Raw genomic sequence first — 20,623 nt, 5'->3', positions numbered from 1 at the left:
AGATTAGTTGGCTGGACGCCAAACGCCCCATTTGTCATTTTCGTAAGTCGCTTTAGGGTTAGTACCACCTTGAACCCACCATTGTGCTTTCCATGACTGGTTCGAGTAAGTCACGACTTCGCCACCAAGGTAAGTCGCTGATGAGTCCCACGTACCTGGATCTGGCGTAGGGTCTGGGTCTGGTGTTACGCCACCTTCATCAGCAATTACTTCAAAAGTGAAGGTTTCAAAACTGTCGCTTTCAATCGAGCTAGCCATAAACGATAAAGTTTCGTTTGCAGTGATGCCAGTGGTATCAACTACGATAGAAGCCGTGCCGTTATTTTGAATGCTTACAGAAGTACCTTGAGTTTGAGTCAATGTCGCCGCTTCGCTTGTTGCAATTACAACTTTGTCGCCAGCATTCACTACGTTGTCACTCTTCACTAGCTCGTAGATGTCGCCTTTTAATGGTTCAACACCACCGTCGCCACCATCAATCAGCGTTAACTGACCAGAAGCACGGCTATCTTTTGAGTTAAAGAAGTTACGTGAAGGATCGTTTTGGAAGTACATGTAGTGCTGCATTTCAGCGTGCCAATCACCAATGAAGATCGCGCCATCTTTAAACTCTTCGTGCCAGCCGTTAATCTCTGAAGCCAACAAGCGAGCCCAATCGTTAACGTTTGAAGCGTCGATAACGATGTCGAAGCTACGCGCGACTTCACCGTACTTGTTGATGATGTCGTACTTAACCGTATCACCAATTTCTGGCGTACCAAACTGGTCAGAAACAAACAGGTCGCCACGGACTAGATCAGGTTGAGGTGTAGGCTCTGGTGGAGGGGTTGTGCCACCCGCGATAGTGATGTCTGAACAGTTGTAGAAGCCTTCGCCCGCAGCATCATCACGTTGCCAACGAACGAATAGAATCGCATCGCCAGAACGGTCTGAAGGAATAGTGACATTAATGCGGTACTTGCCGCCATTAACCGGAACGTTACCCTCTTCTTGGATAAGATCTAAGTCTCCCCACGCTAGGCCTTTGCTTAGGTCCGCGTTTGGTTTCGTTAGGTAGAACTCCCAGAAAGAAGGGTTGTGTGGCGCTGTCGCATTGAATACATATTCAAACGTACCAGTATTTAGCTCGGTACGAGTCCAACCAGTATGAGGCGCACCCATGCCGCGTTTTTGCGAATCGTTGGCATAACATAACGTGCCGTCAGGAATCGCCGCTTTTACAGCATTGATATTATTGAAATCTTGGACATTTTTCGCGTACTCGTTACGTTGAACAAACGGGTATGAACCCGAAATGTCTTTTGCTTGAGCACACGCAGCATTAGGTGGTGTACCCGACCAAATCCCGCCTTGCTCGTAACACGTGTTCTGACGCGCGCTTGGAAACTCAGACCAACCATGAGCATTTGCCACTGACGGCACACTCGATAGCATAGCCATACCCACTGCTATTTTTAGAATATTATTATTTATTGTTGTCACTTTCCCACTCTCTATTATTTTACCCTAAACACAAAACCAATTGGTTACTAACCAACCAGCACCGTAATTCGAAGGTTTATAGTTTCCGACTTAAAGAACAACGAAAAATATATACGTCAATTTTATCAATAACAGCGGGTTTTATATTAATAGGAATCAGCATCACACAACTCAAACAAATGCGTTGTAGATAGATGATATTGGTTCGAATTATCAATTTTTACCGACAAAAATTACGCATTCCCTAAGAAAATAGATCGCTAGGAAGGTATTTTTTCATTGAATTAATTGGAGTGAAACGCTCGCATAAATAATGATATTGAGTGCTTTTTATCATCATTATTATTACGTTGTTGAGACTGCTGTAAAGTCGCTAAGCTATTGAGCGTATACGTTTATAAATGGATAAATCATTAAACGTTAATTTGAACGAGCTAAACTAATAGCGGCTATTCATGCCAAATCGATTCGACATATCATCGTCCATACGACCGCCCTTCCAACCGCCACCGCCCAACAAATTAAGTACATCACGCGCGTTATATTCCTCACCACCGAAGAAGTCATTAGACACATTATTACGCAGCAATTGAATGGCTGGAGCAATTTCAGCAGCAAGGTCTTGTGGATCAGCAAACAATGCTAAGGCAACCAGTTGTTGGCGCTTACTTAATTCACATGAACTCGTTTCTACTTGCCCAATAGAGAAAAAGTCACTGCTTCCGTACGCTTTCACCAACTTTGCAGAAAGTGATTTGATTACTTTCTTGATTCGTCGTCGTTGAATATATCTAAACATATAGATTGCCTTGTATTGATGAGCTTAAGTTAACCAAACAGCAGATAAGTTTGATTGTCGACCGAGATGCTTTTTACTTGCGTGTTAAATACGGATTCTAGCTGTTCAGGCACAAGCACTTGCTCTGCACTGCCAGATGCTTGTAGTACGCCCTTTTCGAGCAGCAGTACTTGGTCGGCATGCCTCAAGGTTCGGTTCAGGTCGTGGTTAGCCATAATAACCGCAATGCCCTTCTCAGCCACTCGTTCGATAAGCTTGTACAACAAGGCTTCTTGAGCAATATCCAACGGAGCTGCGGGTTCGTCGAGGATCAGCAGCTTCGCGTATGGGTTAAGTGTCGGCCAAATTTGCAGGCACATTCCCGCCAAACGTACGCGTTGCCATTCACCACCAGACAGTGTCTGAATTGAGCGATGAAGTTTGTCTGCAATGTCTAGCATCTGGCTGATTTCTTCCAAAGCTGCGTTGATTTCAGCATCAAGGCCGTGTGAGGAGCCTGGCAGTGACAATGCAAGATATTGGAACACTTCTAAGTTGAAGGCTGGCCTTGCGCTTTGGCACAAGTAAGCGCGATGCAATGATAAATCTTGTAAAGACAGCTCCGACAAATCCTGCCCGTCGATCTTTATATCGCCTTTGTAACCATCACCAATTCCAGATATCGCTTCGAGCAAGGTACTTTTACCGCTGCCATTAGGGCCGATAACGTGAGTCACCTGCCCTTGCTTGAGCTCAAATGATAGTGGTAATAAACGAGCGCCGACGCTCAGGCTCTTAATTTGAATCATGATTTTTAATTAACATCCAAATGAAGATAGGCGCACCGATACTGGTGGTCATCACACCCAAAGGCAGCTCTGCGGAATCTAATAAGGTTCTTGCACAGATATCAGCAAACACCAACAACGCAGCGCCAGCAACGGCAGACAAAGGAAGAAGGTATTTGTTATCAGTACCAATCGCTAAACGCAACAAGTGTGGCACAACCAAGCCAACAAAGCTGATCACGCCACCTAAAGCTACCGCGCAGCCGACTAAAATAGACACGGCGAAAATTAGACGCCAGCGCAATCTCGGTACGTTTACGCCTAACTGTGCGGCATGCGTTTCGCCAATCATTAACTTATCTAGCTTACTACCTTGCAGGCACAGCCAAATAATCACGGGGATCATCACCAACGTGAGCGAGTGTTGATACCAAGTGACGCCACCTAAGCTGCCCATCAGCCAATACATCAATAAGCGTAGACTTAAGTCATCACTAAAATAGAACGCCCATGTCACCATCGCGCCAGAAAGAATGCCTAACGCGACGCCCACTAGCAGTAATTTAGCCGTGGTGAGTCGCATGGTTTTTACCATGCTCACTAGAATCACGGTAAAACAAAGTGACCCTAAAACGGCGGCAATCATGAACAGTTCTGGGGTAGGAGCAAACGGCAAGAAGAACAGTACGATAACCATCGCCAAGCTTGCACCACCAGAAATGCCGAGCACACCGGGCTCTGCTAATACGTTGCCTAATAAGACTTGTAAGCTTGCGCCAGATACAGCTAGCCCTGCCCCGATCGCAATCGCTGCTAATAATCGAGGTAAGCGTAAATCAATCAGTAGTTTTTGTTCTAACGTGGACAAGGTGTCCAGAGGGGAAATGAAGAGATCGCCAACCATTAGGTAAATCGCACTCAGCGTGACAAGCAGTGCTGTCATCAGATAAATGGCTCGGGTCCATTTGCGCTGTTTTTGGTGAAGAAGTTGTTGGAAATCCATATCAAGCTACTTTGAAATTGTTCGCGTAACCTTACCTGTATCCCTAAATAAACTCAAGGCTCACACCGTAATGTGAACCTTGATATTTCAACCAGTTGAGAGGTTGTTTTCGTTGCTATAACTCGACTCGGTATTAATCGTACACAAGCTGACCGTGGTCGAATCGTGTTTCAACTTCGCACACCATTAAGGCCGCTCGTTGACCGATAGCCACGTTACGATTTGGGAATACCACTGCTTCGTTTTCATTCTTCGCCATCAATGGCTTATCACCATCATGACCAAACACTTCTCCGTGCTTGAACGCGGTAAAGTTCTCCACGTCATCAGAGAACATGAAATCAAAGTCATCGTGCAAACGAACAATCGTTCGGCTTACGCGATATGTTATGGTTTTCTTCGGCAAATGCTCTGGTTCTATTTCAGCAATCAGATTGCGCATTGCCAAATCGAAAGCAGTTAGCTTATCAAGTTGGTTCTCACCAATTCTTGCTACCTGCCCTAGCTCCATTGTCAGTGCTTGGGCTTCGAAGTTTTCAGCGCTGTACCAACTGAAAGTGCTCGTTGGCGCATTCGATAACAACACAGCTTCAACGTGAGCACTGTTGATGAAGTCGAACAAAGCTTTGCTGCGAACTTCGTGGCGAACCTTAGGGCTTACGGCGAAAGAGTAATGCTTAGACAAACGGATCGCACAGTGCAGATCTAAGTGCCAACGAGTGGCAGGTACCGTTTCTTTGTAAAACTCAGTCACCAAGTACTTAAGGTTCTTCGCGATATCCACTTCTCGGTTGCTTTCGTGCTGTTTTTCATCAAACAGACGGTTCATATTCACATCAAGAAAACGAGTATGCGCGTTGGTTGCTTCCGGGTGAGCAATGATGAATAGACATCTTGCTGTCACTACTTGGAAGCCTGTTTCAATATCCTCAATGAGCTTATCAATCAGCTCCATTGGTGAAGTTTCGTCGCCATGAACACCTGTTGAAAAGATGATATTCTTGGTTTCAGAATTGTACTCTGCGGGAATCACTTCCAATACACCGCGTTGATGAAGCTTAATTTGAACACCGTTACTCAGTACGGTCTGTCCTGCAACCACTTCTTGCTCAAGATCTAGGCTGTCAAAAAGAAATGATTGGCGAAAGAGGGTCTTCGTCATGCGCTACTCCTTAATTGCACGGCCGTATGTTAATAAATTGTACATAGAAATTGTGTTGCTAGGATCGCACTTATCAATAGAAACTCCGTTATCACTCACAAATACTACCCATATATTTTTGTATTACCTGCTGATTTTACTAACCGACATCTGTTCCAAATAACTTTCTCTATTTAAAGCAGCTTTTGGTTGTCTCAGCTTTTCTCAAGTCATGTCAGCAAGATAAGAGCCACGTAAGCTAACACAGCTCTTACCTGCCATGAACAGATTGAGATCAATTAATCTTCCTGATCGAGCAATCTTTCAAATTCATCGATTTGAACTTTGACCATGTCGATGCTTTGTTGCCAAAAATCCGCTTGAGTCAGATCCATACCCAGGTGCTTTTGAACGACTTCTTCCGCCATCATGCTGCCTGTATCACGAAGCAACGACACGTAATCGCCGTAAAATTGCTCGCCTTTCGCATCTCGCTGAGCATAAACACCTTTACTGAATAGGTAACCAAACAAGTATGGGTAGTTGTAGAAGCTTACTTGAGAGATGCTGAAGTGCAGCTTGCTCGCCCAGAAGTAAGGGGCGGCTTCTGTCATTGCATCGCCGTACCACTCTTTCCAAGTCGTTTCCATCAAGTCACACAGCTGCTGAGCCGTTAGCTCACCTTTTTCACGCTGCTCGTAGAAAGCTTTTTCAAACTCAAAACGCACAGGAATGTTCACCATTAATGCCAAAGAAGAAGAAAGCTCTTCCCATAGCATTTCAAGTTTCTCATTGCGTGTTTTTGCTTGCTTCAATAGATGGTCACGAACGATGTTTTCAGCAAAGATCGAAGCCGTTTCTGCTAGCGTCATTGGGTAGCGTGTTTGACACAACGGCATGTCTTTCATCACCCAGTTGTGGAACGCGTGGCCTAGCTCGTGCGCTAATGTCATTAAGTCTGAGCGGCTACCACTCCATGTCATGAACACAAGCGGGGTGCGTGTCGCAGCAAATTTAGTGCAGTACGCACCTAAACGTTTATTGGCAGCTGGAGCGGCATCAATCCAACCGTTCTCAACCATCAAAGCGACAAAATCAGCCATCTCTGGATTTACTTCAGCGAACGCAGTTTTGATCACTTCGATAGCTTCATCAAATGGGTAGATCTTAGATTCAGCGTCACCAAGTGGTGGCATTGCTGCTAAATGATTCCAAGGCTTCATTTCATCTAAGCCGTGAACTCTTGCCATCAACAAACCCGCTTTCTGGCCAACCGTTCGATTAGCTTTTGCTACCGACATCATGGTGTCTAACGTTTCTGGCACAATGCGGCTACCGTGTAGGCTTGGAGCAAGGAAATGCACATCGCTAATTTTCGAGCGCTTTTTGTTTTCCGTTAGTCGCCAACCCGCCAATGCATTTAGAATCGAAGCAAACGACTCTTGATGCGTTTTCATTGCGCCTTGAACCGCGCGCCATGCCGGCTCTTGTTTGTCGAATTCGCTGCCGTATAACAAGCTCGCGGCTTGTGAAAAACCTAGAGCTTCCTCTTCACCGTCCAGCTTTAGCGACAGTTTTAAAGAACCGGTTAGGTTATCGTATAAACGACCCCATCCGTCACGCCCATCAACCTTCATCGCTGCCAATAACTGCTCTTCAGCAACACTGAGTCGACTGCTTGATAACTTACGTGAACTTTCGATAGCAAAGCGTTGTCCTGCTACATCTGCGCTGTCATGCTCTAATACTGCATCAATAAATTCTAGTTCTGCGTGAATTAGCGTGTCTTCGTAAGGGCTGAACGCTTGAGCCATTTCAGAGTTCAGCTTCGCAACACGACCAAGCAGTGCTTTCGCTTCTGTGTGTGTCGCGTCAACCGATGCGTGGCAATTAGCAAAAGTGTTGATCGTGCTGAGTAACGTGCCTGCCGCTTCTGAAGTCTGAATCGCATTTTGCATCGCTAGAATGATGTGACGCTTTTCAACGTGTAAGTTCAACAGCTCAATACACTGCTGAATGAGTTCAATGTCCTGTTCGATTTTTGCATCATTAAGATCGCTGTAAGCAATGCTTAGATCCCAACTCGGTGTTGTCATGACTAAATTCCTTTCACGTAGGTAGTAATACCAATCAGGTATAACGGCTGTGAACGCCGCTTTATATTTCGATCTATTAGATCTGTGTCTATTTACAGATCTAATAGATTGTTAATTCTCAAACTGTGTTTTTTGAACACTCAGAGAACAGGCAGCCCTATCGATTTAACGCTGATAAAACTCTGTGCAAACTGAGTGATTTGAATATGAGTTATCGACGCGTTTTCTATCGATAACTTCGAGTACAAACTCGGATTTTTCCAATCGATATCAAGGCATTCCGCTAACAGAATACGAATCACACCACCATGAGTAACCAACAATATATTGTCACTTGGATTGTTCAAAAGTTGCGACCAAGCTTGAGTTACTCTGTCGTGGAAGCTCTGTAAACTTTCTGCACCAGTCAGTTGATGATTTGCTGGGTTTTGCCAAAAGGTTTCTAGCATTCCCCACTTGTCTTCAAGTTCATCAAATGGGACACCATCGACTTCACCGAAGTTCATTTCCTGAAAGCCAGGTGCAACCGACAAAGGCACAGACATACGCTCTGCATACAAGCTCGCGAGACCACCACATCGTCTTAATGGCGAGGTAACCACGCTATCAAAGGTAATGTCTTGTGTAGCAAGCGCCTGACATATCTGCTCTTGAAGCTCAGGGCTCACCAATACATCAGATAAACCAATGAGTGCAGCTTTTCCTTCGACTTTGCCATGTCTTAGCAGATAGATGTTTTTGGTTGTTCCATTGACCATGTGCGTGACCTAGGCTTGAGTATCAAGCAAGTGATTAGATGGTTTTAAGTGCAGCGGCAATCCGGCAGCAACCAGCGTGACGCGCTCAACGACGCGAGCTAGCGCTTGGTTCATTCGTCCTGCATTGTCTACAAATAAGCGCGACACTTTACCCAACGGCACCACACCTAAGCCAACTTCGTTAGACACCATGATAATTTGCGCTGGGCTTTGCTCGACGCTTTTGACCAATACTTCAACCACGGCTTCAACCTGTTCATTGGTTGTATCGTCACCCAGTTCAAAGATGATGTTGTTCAACCACAAGGTTAGACAGTCAATCAACACCACATCTTCTTTCTCAAAAGACAGCAGTTTTTCGGCTAATTCGACGGGTACTTCATGCTCAATCCACTGCTCGCCACGACGCTGTTGATGGTGCGCGATTCGTTCTCGCATTTCATCATCAAGATATGTCGCTGTCGCAATATAATTGAGGCGTCCATTTGAACATGCTTCAAACGCACATAATGCTTGTTGCTCTGCAAAACTCGACTTACCTGAACGAGCCCCGCCCAAAACCAGATAGCTGTTTCGCTGTCTTGTGTGACTAATTTGATTCGTGTTTGTCATAGGAAACCGTTATAGAAAGCCATTGTAAAATGCAGTAATGAATACCAGGTAAATCAATAACTCCATCACCTGCTGTGCTGCCCCCAAGCAGTCGCCAGTAAAGCCACCGATTCGAGCCGTTAACCACTTTTTGAAACCTGCTCTGAACAGATAGGCGACGACCGATAAAACCATAGCGAATTCAAGACCAAACCACAGGCTAGGCAGTACGCCCACAAACAATAAAAAGACAAGTTCACCTTTAGTTTGCTTGTTGGCCAATGGCTTACTCTTGCTCGTGTCCAAATCACTGACATAAGGCATGTCGTAAATTAGCGATGCTGCGATCGCTCGGCTAAAGGTGTAGCTCGTCACGATGACCATAAACAATCCAGTCAAGCTGAGGAGCTCATGCAGCAGAACCCACTTACCAAGCAATGCCATGATCAGCGCAGACGCACCATATGTGCCAATTCGGCTGTCTTTCATGATGGTCAAGCGGCATTCCAATGTCATACCGCCACCGATGCCATCCGCCATGTCGGTCAATCCGTCTTCATGGAGGGCGCCAGTGAGCATTAAGCTGAAACTCATCATCAAGAAGATCGCTACTGCACTCGGCAGTACCGCATCAAGTAGCAAGAACACACCGCCACATAGAACACCAAGTAACAAACCAACCGTTGAAAAGTAGCGACCAGAACGATTCATTCGCTCTGTTGAATAAGGCGTGTTCTTTGGCATTGGCAATCGAGAAAAGAAACCCATCGCCAGAGCAAACAGCTCCCATTGATAAGTGACTCGATCTTTCAACGATCCTTCTGGAGTATCACTCATTAAACCGTGACTCCAGCGCTTTCGAAGCTCGCCATGTTGTTATAGAACTCGGCTGCCGCACGAATAATTGGCATCGCCAAAGCTGCACCAGTGCCCTCGCCCAATCTCAACCCAAGATCAAGCAACGGCTCAGCGTCTAGTAGCTCTAACAGAATTTTGTGCCCTGACTCTTCAGAGCGATGTGCAAAGATCATATAGTCACGGCAGTTCGGTTCAATTAAGGTCGCGACATACGCCGCAACCGACACGATAAAGCCATCGACTAATACTGGTGTTCTGTTTTGGTAAGCACCAAGGAAACCACCGACCATTTGAACGATTTCATAACCGCCGACTTGTGCTAGTACCTCTTTAATATCTTTAACTTCAGTCGCATCTAAACCTTTGCAACGTGCAACACCTTGCTCAACCACAGTCACTTTACGTGTAAGCTGTTCATTGTTGATGCCAGTTCCGAGGCCAACACATTCATCTGCAGAACGATTCGCTAACGCACTTAAAATCGCTGACGCGCTGCTGGTATTGCCGATGCCCATTTCACCAAACATGATGATATTAGTGCCATTCGAAATGGTTCTAGATACAAGCTCTGCGCCCAGTTCAATCCCACGTTCCACCGTTTCTAAATTCATTGCCGCTTCGTTGGCAAAGTTTTTGGTTCGCGTACCCAAGCGCTGAGAAATCAACATGCCACTATCAGATTCCACAGGCAACAATATCCCCGTGTCGACTACCGTGATATCGATATTATTCACCGCACAGAAGCAATTAATCGCTGCACCTCCATTTAGGAAGTTCAACACCATCTGCTGTGTTACCGCGCTTGGAGCAATACTCACACCTTCATCAGCTATGCCATGGTCGCCAGCAAATATAATGATACTTGGCGTATTCAATTCGATGTGTTCAACCGCAGCTTGTTTGCCTTGGCTCTGAATCAATGCCAGTTGATGCGCGACTTTTTCTAGTAAGCCAAGCGCGCCATGTGGCTTGGTTTTTTGGTCAATACGGTGTTGGATGTACTGCGAGTATTGGGTATCTAACATAGTTTTTAAAAACGCTTATTCTGGGTACGTTGATATAGGGCTGCTACTTAGGTATTGCTACTTAGGGCGTGCGACAGAAAACACATTGGAAAGCGTGGCGTATTCACCGCCACCCAATCGAGATAAAGGATCAAGTGCTAACGCGTCGATCTTAAGACGCTCACTGTCTTTGTCGATCACGTCTTCGGAAATGTACACGGTTTCGACTTGAGCAAAGATAAGGCTTTGTGGCACTTCTCCAACCTCTTTTACTTCGTACAAGGTGCATCCAAAAGCGACCGCGCACTCTTTCAATCTCGGTAAAGAGAAGCCTTCAAATTCAACCAGATCAATGTTATTCGCGGTGACTTCCGAATCACCATGTTCAAGGGTAGCTGCTGTCGCCGTCATGGTTTCGGCAGAACTTGAAGAAGCAATGTGAATCACTAGCTTACCCGTTTCTAGGGCATTACGAGTGGTATCTTTGATTTCGCCGGACGGCTTCTTCCCAACCGATAACATCAGTAACGGCGGATTACTAGAAACAGGCGTGAAATAAGAGAAAGGCGCGAGGTTGTACTCTTGGTCAGAAGATTCCGTCAATGCCCACGCAATCGGGCGAGGAACAACGGTTTGTGTCATCAGGTGATAAATCTGAGTGGGAGCAAGAGTATCAAGCTTGAGGTTCATAGCACGTCCTTGGTCTATGTGAATTACGACTCAGTTTACGTGTTAAGCAAGGCTGTATCTATGGCTATGTGGCAGAAACCGCAGAGAGTGTTCTTAATTTAAACAGATCACACTGGTTTTTTCTCAGATTGACAGTCAAATTGACGAACCCTAAAACACAAATAATACTGATAATAGATTTATCAATAACTTACATTTTGGCATCGTTTATGCCTTATCTAAATTACTTATTAATCTCTCCATTGATAAGTACCCATACAGTGAATGCCCACAACACTGACGCTACACGAAGAAAGACAATCGATTGAAAGACAAAACAGAACAACGATTTAGGAGGTGTAATGATTCCAAATTCAAGTAAAAGAAAACCAAATAAATCAAGTAAGAAAGCTAGCAAAAAGGTAAGGAAAATACCACTGTCCTTTACCTAGTAAGAAGCAAGAAAAGTAACAAAGCCCGTCGCCCAGCGGGCTTTGTTATGTTTAACGCCTAACTTAAGTTTCAAACCGCATTTATCTTTCCCACCGCCATTATGTTTCATATCGTACTTATGCTTCAGACCGTACTTATGCGTCGAGCCAAACTAAATCATCTCTTTTTCCATAAACAGGCGACTCCCCACATACTACTGACCACTCGTTTAACAAACTTTTATTCGCTTAAAATTCAAACACTGTTTATATTAAACAAGCACTTGTGGAGTGAAGAAGGGATTAAAATGAGCATTTCTGGAGACAAAACATCGGTCGTGGTGGCTGGTGCAACCGGGTTAATTGGTCATCATGTGATGAAGTTGCTCATCGATGAACCCGCCGTTGATCATATCTATGCCCTATCTCGCCGAGCGTTAGATTCACAGTTTGATTCCAACAAGCTCCACACACTCATTCACAGCGACCTGCAAGTTACCCGTTGGGATGAGACGAATGCGACGCCTAATCTTGGCGTTATCTGCTTAGGTACGACTAAGAAAAAGGCAGGATCAAAAGAAGCGCTTCGCAAAATCGATGTGGAACTGGTTAGCCAAGTCGCACAGTCGATGAAGTTTCTTGGGGTTCAACGCGTAGCGGTCGTTTCTAGCTATGGCGCTTCACCAGATTCCTATTCGCACTACCTTCGCTGTAAAGGACAAATGGAACAAAATTTAAAACGTATTGGCTTCAAGCAGCTTTTCATCGCACGCCCTGGGCCTCTGGTGGGTGAGCGTGATGAACCTAGAGCTGATGAAAAACTCCTGCAAAGTGTCTTTCCTCTGCTGTCTCCATTTATGCTTGGTAAGTTCAAAAACCTACGCCCTATTCAGTCGGAAGACGTAGCCAAAGCAATGTTGTTCCGGTTATTCGAAAATAATTTCCAAAATATCGAAATTTACTCGTCAAGTGACATGCTCAATTTATTGGCAAAATATCGCTAAAAAGCTCACCTATTCATCACAATGTTGAATATCCACCCATCCTATTGAGTGGATATTACTAATCGTTCTAATAAATTACTTTTCCTTATTTTACGTTTTGTTACAGGTCGCTACTGTAGCTAACAGTATTTGCGCCCATATATCTAAGCGCCCTATCGATTTAAAGAGATTCATAAGGAAAACAAATGTCATTTTCAGCTATCGCTGCCTTAGCGGTATTCACTGGTATCCTCTTTTTTCTCTACGGACAGCAGAAAAAAGAAAACACACTTTCTCGCCTCGTTTTACTCGGTTTAGTATTTGGTAGCGCATTTGGTCTTGGTCTACAGCTGTTATTTGGTGAAGGCAATCCGGTCATCAACGAAACACTAGACTGGGTAAATATTGTTGGCCGTGGTTATGTTGGCCTACTGAAAATGGTGATCATGCCATTAGTATTGGTTTCAATGATTGCAGCAGTAGTGAAGCTTGAAAAAGGCGGCTCACTGGGCAAGATTTCTGGTATCACCATTTCTGTACTGTTAGCAACAACCGCGATTTCTGCGATTGTTGGTATTGTTGTAACGCAAGCATTCGGCCTGTCTGCTGAAGGTTTAACAGAAGGCGCTCGCGAAACAGCACGTATCGCAACACTTGAAAGCCGCATCGGTAGCGTTTCAGACCTAACAATTCCACAAATGCTGATCAGCTTTATTCCGACTAACCCATTTGCAGACCTAACGGGGGCTCGCTCTACGTCTATCATCGCGGTTGTTATCTTTGGTGTGCTAACGGGCATCGCTGCTCGTAAAGTGATGGCAGAGAAAGAAGAACTAGAATCTCCAATCCGTACTTTCGTTGAAGCGTCACAATCTATCGTTATGCGCTTAGTTAAGATGATCATGGCACTAACGCCATACGGCATCGCAGCGTTAATGGCGAAGGTAGTTGCAACATCAAGTGCTTCTGACATCCTCAGCCTACTGGGTTTCATCGTTGCATCTTACGTTGCGATTCTACTGATGTTCGTCGTACACGGTGTGTTGGTTTCTTTTGTTGGTGTAAACCCGAAAGAGTACTTCCAAAAGATCTGGCCTGTACTGACGTTCGCTTTCACGTCTCGTAGTTCTGCAGCAACAATTCCACTGAACGTTGAAGCTCAAATCACTAAGCTAAACGTGCCACCAGCGATTGCTAACCTGTCTGCCTCTTTCGGTGCGACGATTGGTCAAAACGGTTGTGCGGGTATCTACCCTGCAATGCTAGCAGTCATGGTTGCGCCTACAGTTGGCATCGACCCAATGGACATCAACTTCATTCTGTCTCTGATTGCCATTATCACAGTGAGCTCATTCGGTATTGCTGGCGTAGGTGGCGGTGCAACGTTCGCGGCGCTTATCGTACTTCCTGCTATGGGCCTTCCTGTAACGATTGCAGCACTGCTTATCTCTATCGAGCCACTTATCGATATGGCACGTACGGCGCTTAACGTATCTGGTGCTATGACAGCCGGTACGATCACAAGCCGCCTATTAGGCAAGAAAGACAAGCAACAAGATCTGGAACAAGCGAACGCTTAATGGGTTCGATTGATTCAAGCACTTGAGTCTCGTTAAACAAAAAAACCGATGCACATGCATCGGTTTTTTATTATCTGTTACTTCTAACTTCCATTACTTCACGAGCAACAGCTTAGAACACAAGTTGAATGACTTTTTCGGCAAGTGCTTCATCGTCGTCTTCACTTAATCCGCTGACACCAATAGCGCCAATCACCTGCCCATTTAATTCAATGGGAACACCGCCTTTAAAGCCAGTGATCTTTGGGTCAGTCCAGTAACTTAAGTCTTTACCAGTTTCTCTCGCCCAAGCACCTAAGTTACCGCTTGGCTGTCTATCTCTTGCAGATGTATAAGCTTTGTTCTGTGCTAACAATCCGGCTTGAACACTCACATTATCCATGCGAATAAACGCCAGTAACTCACCGTGCGTATCACACACGCTCACCGCGATTGCTTGTTGATTACGCTCAGCAATGTCTAGAGCGTTAGACACCAGTTGTTGCGCGATCTTTTGATTCAACATATTCATTCCTTATGGCAGTGCTTGACCACGTGAGTACACGTATAGGTTGTACCACTCTTCACGAGACAGGTTTATCTGAGTCGCGACTGCCGAAGCTTTGATTCGCTCTAGATTTGTGGTGCCAATTACAGGTTGGATACGAGCAGGGTGACGAAGCAAAAATGCCAACACAATCGCTTCACTTTCTACGCCATATTGGTTCGCTAACTGAGCCACGTAGTGCGCTGTCTTTTTCACGTTTTCATGTTCTGAATACAAACCTTGCTCAGCAAATCGGCCTTGTGCCAAACAGCCCCAAGCTTGCAGTTGGATGTTATTCAATTGGCAATGTTCAAGAGTGCCTGCGGCGAAGTCTGATTGATGGTGCCCTTGCGAGTTAATCATCACCCCATCATTCAACCAATCCAATTTGGCTAAGCTCATCTCAACTTGATTCGCGACGATGGGTTGCCCAAGCGCAGATTGCAGGTACTGAATTTGATGGCTGTTCATGTTCGACACACCAAAATAATCGACCTTACCTTGCGCTTCTAAGTTCTCTAACGTTCTTGCTAGCTCATCGAGTTCCATCAAAGGATCAGGGCGGTGCAATAACAGCACATCAAGCTTTTCAGTATTCAATCGATTGAGAATACCGTCTACCGATTGGCCTACCCAATCAGCCGAGAAATCATAACGACCAACATTGCCCTCGCCTTCAAAACGAATCCCACACTTAGATTGAATGAACATCTGTTCACGCAGATCAGGCGCTTGTTGTAATGCTTGACCAAAGGCTTGCTCAGCTTTGCTGAAGGTATAGATATCCGCATGGTCGAATAAGTTAATGCCCGATTCTAGCGCGGTGCCGATTACGCTTCGTGTTTGAGCAACATCCGCACTCGTCACTGGATTATCATTCCAGCCACCACCTAACCCCATGCAGCCATAGGCAATTTGCCCAACATTCGGTAGATAATTTGATAATGGGATACGTTTTTTGTCATTCGTTTTGTTTGTAGATTCAGTGCTGTTCGTCATATCGATTCTCGCTTAGAAGATTTGCTGACCAGAAATATGCCTCTATCATATTGTTCTTTTTAAAAAACAGAATATGCTAGTTACGAAATGATTGTTTGATATGACGAACAATAGATTGGTAGGAACGCGCGAATGAACGAACACAAAAGAATAGAACGACTGATCCTGTTTGTAGAACTTGCTCAGCAACTCAACTTTACCAAGGCAGCCGAAAAGCTCGGTATCTCTAAGAGCTACCTTTCTGAACAGATCAAACGTTTAGAGAACGATTTACAGTGCCCGCTTTTGGTCAGAACCACTCGCAGTGTTCGTTTAACCCAAGAAGGCGAACGCGCGTTACAACAAGGCTTAACGATTCGCTCGCAAGTCTTACAGCTTGAACGCAGTGTTTCTGAGCAACACGACATCGTCAAAGGCCTATTACGCCTCACTGCGCCAAAGATGTTTACTGAGGTATATCTATTCGATATCTGCCAACAGTTTAGGCAGCAATACCCTGAGATTCGTTTCGAGATAAACAGTAGCTACACCAACTTTAATCTCAATCAAGATGATATCGATATCGCGTTTCGTGCCACCAATACGCCACCTGACAACATGGTGGCGAAACACTTGATTAGCTATCAACATGATTTAGTCGCGACTCCCGGTTATCTTAACCAATTTGGTCGCCCTACCAATGTGAGTGACTTAAGTGATCATCAATGCTTAGCAACTCTGCACCAAACCGAGTGGCCTTTAAAATCGGTAAATATTGATGTGTCCGGCTGGCTTTCAAGTAATGACAACCACCTGCTTAAGCAACAAGCTATGGCAGGCAGTGGCATCATCCGTATTGCAAGTTACTACGTTGCCAAAGAGGTCGAACTGGGAGAATTAGAGCGAGTGCTGCCTGATGAATGTCTGCAACAAGGCAACAGCATTTATCTGTTCTATCCGCAAGTTATTTATCCGGCAAAGAAACACCAAGTGTTCGTTAAATTTGTTCAGTATTACTTTGAAAGCTTAAGTCGATAAAATGATGCACAGCTCACTAGGGCTTGTTGGTTTCATCTGGCCAACATATTCGTCGTAGCGAGCTCTACTTCAACCTCTTCGGCTGAATGTGATACCAGTGAAAGTCGACTATATGGCCGATCTACTTTCAAGCCTACTCGTCCTAGTTCTTTTATTTTTTCTTGCTCTTACATTTACATTAATACCTAAACATTCACTCTACGAATCGTTTTTTATTGACTTAAAAATGAAATCATAACGACACACTAATTTGCGTAACTTAGGGTGCAAATAGGCAATCATATTACAGTGCCTATCAGGATGATGTATGAAACCAAATCGATCTACGGTACTCACTGGACATGTAAAACACTGCCCATGCTGCTCTACCGAACTGGTCATCAAAGACCACATTCACGTTTGCCCGCGCAATGAAATTGGCGACTGTTACTTCGATGGCTATGACCAACACGAACAGCGCGCTAATACCGATTTTATCGATCATGCAAGTGCCAATGATAGCCTTGTTTACGGCATGTCAGAACACTAAGCTTTATTCAAGATTTGTTGAAGTCATTTCGCGCCAAAAAAAATGCAGCGCCAATCGAGTGATTGTTCGCTGCATTCTTAGATCCTGTAAACTTAGCTAACCATTAAAATGGAGCTAGGTAAAACGGATTACCACATTAGATCATCTGGGATCACGAAGTCTTTGTACGGGTCATCTTCGTCTACTTCGTCTGTGCTACCTGCCTGCGTATCAACGATAGATTCTTCGTCGCGCATAGCAATCTTGTTCGCTACTGCTGTTGGAATAACAACATAGCTCTCGCCTTGACGAGCAATACTTAGAATGCCTTTACTTAGTTGCTTTTGAGTCAGCTCTTCTACGTAAAGATATTTAACTAGCGTACCGTCGGTGAAGTTGTATTTGATCTCACCGTTCTTCTGTTCGATCTTGTTCATCTCAATCAGTTGCTTCACTTGAGCTTTAATTTCTTTGCTCAACTGTTGTTCTTTCAACTGTTGGTTTAGCTCTTTGTCTTTCGCTTGCTGCGCCAGTTTAGTTTCTTCAGCTGCCGCTTTTGCTTCACGAGACTGAACGCGAGACTTTTTAGAGCCTTTCTTCGCCTTCTTTAATTTTTTCTCATTTACCAAGCCAGCTTTAAGCATCTGCTCTTGGAGTGTTAACTTTGCCATGACTTTCCCAGTTCAGGATTAAAAACGGCACTATCATACCTGTTTTTGAGGTTTCTGTTTACTGAACAAGAGTAAATTACAGAACAATCGCAAAATTTATGCTGATAGCTCTAAGCTGTGTCCATATTCCCTTCTTGTTGCTCACAACCTCCACTTTACCGCGACACACAGTTTTCACTTAAGCACGCCAATATTGGCTGTTCCACCGACTCGAAAGCATTAACTGACCCTATTATTCGCGCGCGTACCACTTATCATTCCGATAAGACAATATGTTAATTTTCAATGGTTAATCAATTTTATAAAACCTTGGCATATATCTCATATTTGAATAAATGCCATAGAGTTATAACTCCAATGTCATAACTCTTGACTACGTTATTCTAGACATCAATCAATAAGGATAACGTAAACGATGAAAACTCAATGGACTTGGTTAGCTGCACTTGTGGCATCCACATCAATCGCTTCGACCTCTGCGATCGCAGACACCGACGTGTATCTCACCAATAACACCAATCAAGTGATGACCATTCAAGCCAACCACACTGGTACCGACCTGCTTCAACTCGGTGATGAGTGGCAACAGCATGTTGAACAGATTGGTCCTTGGGAGACGAAGAAGCTGATAAGTTTCAACCGCTGGACTGGTGTGAAATCTGGGAAGACCTATGAGTTTGACACTGTGGTATCAAACGCTGTGGGCGAAAGTGTCACGCTCAACCAAACCATGAAGGGACATTGGTATAACTCGACACTGCAACATGGTTTGAGTGCCGCAGACGTCAACCTAACATTGCATGACGATCGTAATATTCATCGCAGCACAACCGATGCGTTCGGGGTCAATGCAGAGCTAGCCCTCAAAGCCGATTCTACAGCGCGCTATGATGATATTTATTACACCATCACCCCACCAAAAGTGGATGAGCAACCAGAGCCGGATGCCAATACTCTCAAGGTCATGACTTACAACATCTGGGCGCTGCCTGCCATCGCTTCACATATTGGTGACCGCTATGACCTACTCCCTCAATACGTAAAAGGCTATGACGTGTTGGCGCTTCAAGAGGTGTTTGCTAACGGCAGAGATGAGTTCTTGCGTGAACTTGCAAAAGAGTATCCTTATCAAACCAAAATGCTCGATAAAGATGGGATTAACATATACGACGGTGGTGTGATCATTGTCAGCCGCTATCCTATCGTTAACGAAGCTCAGTATGTTTTCCCTGATTGTACGGGCACAGATTGCTTTGCTGATAAAGGTGTTAACTACGCGGAAGTGATCAAGAATGGTCAGGCTTACCATGTTTTCGGTACCCACACGGCATCATTCGATACGGACACCGCTCGTGATTACCGACAACGTCAATTCAAGCAGATGCGTGCACTGGCGCAGTCTCTGAATATCCCGGCATCAGAAACTGTGGTTTACAGCGGTGACTTCAACGTGAACAAGCTCAAGTTCCCAGACGACTACCAACAGATGTTCGCTAACCTGCAAGCTGACGAACCAACCTACTCAGGTTACACCGCTTCTACCTTTGACCCACGCATCAACAACTTTGCGGGAGAGCCTATGTCGGGTGGCGAGAACGTTGAGTATCTCGATTATGTGGTAGTGAGCTCAGAGTATGCCGCTAAAGCGCATAACTACAATCGCGTGGATGTCCCAAGATCAACAAGCAGTGAGTTATGGAAGCACTACAACCTTTCAGACCACTTCCCTGTTAGCGCCGTGATCAAGTAACTCGGTGAACCAATAATGCATCGAGTTATATTAATCCTAATGCTCGTCTTAACGGCTAGCATTATTGGCTATTCGTGGTCATCAAAAACGAACGAAACAGCGCTATCTTCTGCTCAACACACAGAACCTAAGCCGCGTGTTTCTACGACAACTAATGACGATAATTCCACGCCTACTGCAACCGCTAGTTCGGAAAACTCCGCATCGCACAGCAATCAAGCCCAAGCCGGAGCACTGGACGGTAAAATTCTTGCTGAAAACTTGAGTGAGCTTGAAGGCAAGGCTTTGTTCGATGAACTCGATGGGTTCTGGAAGCTTTGCCAACAACGCGATGACTGCGCAGAGCAACTCGCACGATTGAAATCAGAATTGCCGGGCATATGGTTTGAGTTACTGAGCGACTATCCGCAGCTATCGGCTGACTGGCAATTAACACCAAGCACTATCCCACTTGAATCCATAGAGACTCTTGAAGATCGTGTTGCCTTATTCAAGCAATCTGCACAACAAGTATGGGGAGAGTTGGCCCACCAGCTATTCGCTGACCAGTTTGCTCATCTGGATTTTACGCTTGACGCTAACACCCTTGAAAAGAACGAAGCGAGCCAGTTTTTGGCCAACTATCAAGATTTGCTTAGTGAATGGCAAAACAATACGGGCACGTTAAACGCCGAAACACAGCTTCAAAAATATGAACTGGCAGTATCTTTGATACCCAGCAGGTATAGCCCTGCTGAAGTAGCATCAGTCAAAGCCGACCTTCAAGATGCCTACTTAGATGAAGCGCAGGCCAGCAACATTGCCGCGCGAGAACAACAAGTCGCACAACAGCAACAAACCGTGATGAGTTATCACGAGCAACTGGATCAGCTCAAAGCAACCTTAGACTCTCAGCGCTCATCAAGTTATGCCACTTGGACTCAACAAGATTGGGACAGTTATTATCAACAGCAAGTCACCGATTTCAGGGAGCAGTTCTTTAGCAAGTAA

Annotated in this window: 20 protein-coding genes; 6 read left to right on the top strand and 14 right to left on the bottom strand. The window is 45.0% G+C overall.

Going from position 1 to position 20,623, the window contains the following annotated elements:
* Positions 1-3: 3 nt before the first annotated feature.
* The 11 genes from AB4161_RS16340 to AB4161_RS16290 all read right to left on the bottom strand — a co-directional run bounded on the left by AB4161_RS16340 (position 4) and on the right by AB4161_RS16290 (position 11,189).
* Positions 4-1,434, bottom strand: coding sequence for a lytic polysaccharide monooxygenase (locus tag AB4161_RS16340; RefSeq protein WP_372083676.1), 1,431 nt, complete (start codon positions 1,432-1,434; stop codon positions 4-6).
* Positions 1,435-1,921: 487 nt separating this feature from the next.
* Positions 1,922-2,281 carry a DUF6559 family protein gene (locus AB4161_RS16335; RefSeq protein ID WP_102320089.1) on the bottom strand — a complete coding sequence of 120 codons (360 nt, stop codon included), beginning with the start codon at positions 2,279-2,281 and terminating at the stop codon, positions 1,922-1,924.
* Between the two features lie 29 nt (positions 2,282-2,310).
* The gene (gene btuD, locus AB4161_RS16330; RefSeq protein ID WP_102320088.1) at positions 2,311-3,069 is read right to left on the bottom strand and encodes a vitamin B12 ABC transporter ATP-binding protein BtuD; all 759 of its coding nucleotides are present in this window, start codon (positions 3,067-3,069) and stop codon (positions 2,311-2,313) included.
* Positions 3,056-4,051, bottom strand: coding sequence for a vitamin B12 ABC transporter permease BtuC (gene btuC, locus AB4161_RS16325; RefSeq protein WP_048658530.1), 996 nt, complete (start codon positions 4,049-4,051; stop codon positions 3,056-3,058). The genes btuD and btuC overlap by 14 nt, the downstream gene beginning before the upstream one ends.
* A gap of 133 nt (positions 4,052-4,184) precedes the next feature.
* Entirely contained in the window at positions 4,185-5,213 is a 1,029-nt protein-coding gene (locus AB4161_RS16320) for a succinylglutamate desuccinylase (protein ID WP_017057427.1), read from the bottom strand.
* 278 nt (positions 5,214-5,491) lie between these two features.
* Complete coding sequence (locus tag AB4161_RS16315) at positions 5,492-7,288, bottom strand: M3 family oligoendopeptidase (protein ID WP_372083644.1); 1,797 nt, start codon at positions 7,286-7,288, stop codon at positions 5,492-5,494.
* Positions 7,289-7,428: 140 nt separating this feature from the next.
* Entirely contained in the window at positions 7,429-8,046 is a 618-nt protein-coding gene (locus AB4161_RS16310) for a histidine phosphatase family protein (protein ID WP_372083643.1), read from the bottom strand.
* A 9-nt stretch (positions 8,047-8,055) separates the two neighbouring features.
* Complete coding sequence (cobU, locus tag AB4161_RS16305) at positions 8,056-8,658, bottom strand: bifunctional adenosylcobinamide kinase/adenosylcobinamide-phosphate guanylyltransferase (protein ID WP_372083642.1); 603 nt, start codon at positions 8,656-8,658, stop codon at positions 8,056-8,058.
* A gap of 9 nt (positions 8,659-8,667) precedes the next feature.
* Positions 8,668-9,474 carry an adenosylcobinamide-GDP ribazoletransferase gene (locus AB4161_RS16300; protein ID WP_372083641.1) on the bottom strand — a complete coding sequence of 269 codons (807 nt, stop codon included), beginning with the start codon at positions 9,472-9,474 and terminating at the stop codon, positions 8,668-8,670.
* Entirely contained in the window at positions 9,474-10,520 is a 1,047-nt protein-coding gene (gene cobT, locus AB4161_RS16295) for a nicotinate-nucleotide--dimethylbenzimidazole phosphoribosyltransferase (protein WP_136984745.1), read from the bottom strand. Before cobT ends, AB4161_RS16300 begins: the two co-directional genes overlap by 1 nt.
* Before the next feature lie 57 nt (positions 10,521-10,577).
* Positions 10,578-11,189, bottom strand: a complete 612-nt coding sequence (locus AB4161_RS16290) for a flavin reductase family protein (RefSeq protein ID WP_017065519.1) — start codon at positions 11,187-11,189, stop codon at positions 10,578-10,580.
* A gap of 718 nt (positions 11,190-11,907) precedes the next feature.
* On the opposite strand from AB4161_RS16290, the gene AB4161_RS16285 reads away from it, so the two are divergent.
* A complete protein-coding gene (locus AB4161_RS16285) occupies positions 11,908-12,603 on the top strand; it encodes an NAD-dependent epimerase/dehydratase family protein (protein WP_372083640.1) in 696 nt (231 codons plus the stop codon).
* Between the two features lie 185 nt (positions 12,604-12,788).
* Positions 12,789-14,162, top strand: coding sequence for an L-cystine transporter (locus AB4161_RS16280; RefSeq protein ID WP_017059148.1), 1,374 nt, complete (start codon positions 12,789-12,791; stop codon positions 14,160-14,162).
* Between the two features lie 112 nt (positions 14,163-14,274).
* Here AB4161_RS16280 and AB4161_RS16275 read toward each other — a convergent pair whose 3' ends face one another.
* Together AB4161_RS16275 and AB4161_RS16270 are read right to left on the bottom strand one after the other, a co-directional pair.
* Complete coding sequence (locus tag AB4161_RS16275) at positions 14,275-14,667, bottom strand: heme-binding protein (RefSeq protein WP_017066157.1); 393 nt, start codon at positions 14,665-14,667, stop codon at positions 14,275-14,277.
* Between the two features lie 9 nt (positions 14,668-14,676).
* A complete protein-coding gene (locus tag AB4161_RS16270; protein WP_372083639.1) occupies positions 14,677-15,687 on the bottom strand; it encodes an aldo/keto reductase family oxidoreductase in 1,011 nt (336 codons plus the stop codon).
* Between the two features lie 132 nt (positions 15,688-15,819).
* Between AB4161_RS16270 and AB4161_RS16265 the strand changes: the two genes are divergently transcribed.
* The gene (locus AB4161_RS16265; RefSeq protein ID WP_372083638.1) at positions 15,820-16,704 is read left to right on the top strand and encodes a LysR family transcriptional regulator; all 885 of its coding nucleotides are present in this window, start codon (positions 15,820-15,822) and stop codon (positions 16,702-16,704) included.
* Between the two features lie 307 nt (positions 16,705-17,011).
* A complete protein-coding gene (locus tag AB4161_RS16260; protein WP_017059142.1) occupies positions 17,012-17,233 on the top strand; it encodes a hypothetical protein in 222 nt (73 codons plus the stop codon).
* Between the two features lie 128 nt (positions 17,234-17,361).
* Here AB4161_RS16260 and AB4161_RS16255 read toward each other — a convergent pair whose 3' ends face one another.
* Complete coding sequence (locus AB4161_RS16255; RefSeq protein ID WP_010441213.1) at positions 17,362-17,883, bottom strand: DUF2058 domain-containing protein; 522 nt, start codon at positions 17,881-17,883, stop codon at positions 17,362-17,364.
* 415 nt (positions 17,884-18,298) lie between these two features.
* Here AB4161_RS16255 and AB4161_RS16250 point away from each other — a divergent pair, with 415 nt between their 5' ends.
* Positions 18,299-19,633 (top strand): sphingomyelin phosphodiesterase, encoded by a 1,335-nt coding sequence (locus AB4161_RS16250; RefSeq protein ID WP_372083637.1) that lies wholly within the window; start codon positions 18,299-18,301, stop codon positions 19,631-19,633.
* Between the two features lie 39 nt (positions 19,634-19,672).
* A complete protein-coding gene (locus tag AB4161_RS16245) occupies positions 19,673-20,623 on the top strand; it encodes a chromosome partitioning protein ParA (protein WP_372083675.1) in 951 nt (316 codons plus the stop codon).

The sequence above is a fragment of the Vibrio sp. 10N.286.51.E5 genome (assembly GCF_041469125.1).
In the GTDB taxonomy this organism is placed as follows: Bacteria; Pseudomonadota; Gammaproteobacteria; order Enterobacterales; family Vibrionaceae; genus Vibrio; species Vibrio crassostreae_C.
Note: the sequence above shows the minus strand (reverse complement) of the source record. Positions and strands in the feature narration are given on the sequence as shown.

Excerpts from the sequence above, each read along its gene's own strand:
- AB4161_RS16340 (WP_372083676.1), bottom strand. The coding sequence starts at position 1,434 with ATGCTATCGAGTGTGCCGTCAGTGGCAAATGCTCATGGTTGGTCTGAG.
- AB4161_RS16335 (WP_102320089.1), bottom strand. The coding sequence starts at position 2,281 with ATGTTTAGATATATTCAACGACGACGAATCAAGAAAGTAATCAAATCA.
- btuD (WP_102320088.1), bottom strand. The coding sequence starts at position 3,069 with ATGATTCAAATTAAGAGCCTGAGCGTCGGCGCTCGTTTATTACCACTA.
- btuC (WP_048658530.1), bottom strand. The coding sequence starts at position 4,051 with ATGGATTTCCAACAACTTCTTCACCAAAAACAGCGCAAATGGACCCGA.
- AB4161_RS16320 (WP_017057427.1), bottom strand. The coding sequence starts at position 5,213 with ATGACGAAGACCCTCTTTCGCCAATCATTTCTTTTTGACAGCCTAGAT.
- AB4161_RS16315 (WP_372083644.1), bottom strand. The coding sequence starts at position 7,288 with ATGACAACACCGAGTTGGGATCTAAGCATTGCTTACAGCGATCTTAAT.
- AB4161_RS16310 (WP_372083643.1), bottom strand. The coding sequence starts at position 8,046 with ATGGTCAATGGAACAACCAAAAACATCTATCTGCTAAGACATGGCAAA.
- cobU (WP_372083642.1), bottom strand. The coding sequence starts at position 8,658 with ATGACAAACACGAATCAAATTAGTCACACAAGACAGCGAAACAGCTAT.
- AB4161_RS16300 (WP_372083641.1), bottom strand. The coding sequence starts at position 9,474 with ATGAGTGATACTCCAGAAGGATCGTTGAAAGATCGAGTCACTTATCAA.
- cobT (WP_136984745.1), bottom strand. The coding sequence starts at position 10,520 with ATGTTAGATACCCAATACTCGCAGTACATCCAACACCGTATTGACCAA.
- AB4161_RS16290 (WP_017065519.1), bottom strand. The coding sequence starts at position 11,189 with ATGAACCTCAAGCTTGATACTCTTGCTCCCACTCAGATTTATCACCTG.
- AB4161_RS16285 (WP_372083640.1), top strand. The coding sequence starts at position 11,908 with ATGAGCATTTCTGGAGACAAAACATCGGTCGTGGTGGCTGGTGCAACC.
- AB4161_RS16280 (WP_017059148.1), top strand. The coding sequence starts at position 12,789 with ATGTCATTTTCAGCTATCGCTGCCTTAGCGGTATTCACTGGTATCCTC.
- AB4161_RS16275 (WP_017066157.1), bottom strand. The coding sequence starts at position 14,667 with ATGTTGAATCAAAAGATCGCGCAACAACTGGTGTCTAACGCTCTAGAC.
- AB4161_RS16270 (WP_372083639.1), bottom strand. The coding sequence starts at position 15,687 with ATGACGAACAGCACTGAATCTACAAACAAAACGAATGACAAAAAACGT.
- AB4161_RS16265 (WP_372083638.1), top strand. The coding sequence starts at position 15,820 with ATGAACGAACACAAAAGAATAGAACGACTGATCCTGTTTGTAGAACTT.
- AB4161_RS16260 (WP_017059142.1), top strand. The coding sequence starts at position 17,012 with ATGAAACCAAATCGATCTACGGTACTCACTGGACATGTAAAACACTGC.
- AB4161_RS16255 (WP_010441213.1), bottom strand. The coding sequence starts at position 17,883 with ATGGCAAAGTTAACACTCCAAGAGCAGATGCTTAAAGCTGGCTTGGTA.
- AB4161_RS16250 (WP_372083637.1), top strand. The coding sequence starts at position 18,299 with ATGAAAACTCAATGGACTTGGTTAGCTGCACTTGTGGCATCCACATCA.
- AB4161_RS16245 (WP_372083675.1), top strand. The coding sequence starts at position 19,673 with ATGCTCGTCTTAACGGCTAGCATTATTGGCTATTCGTGGTCATCAAAA.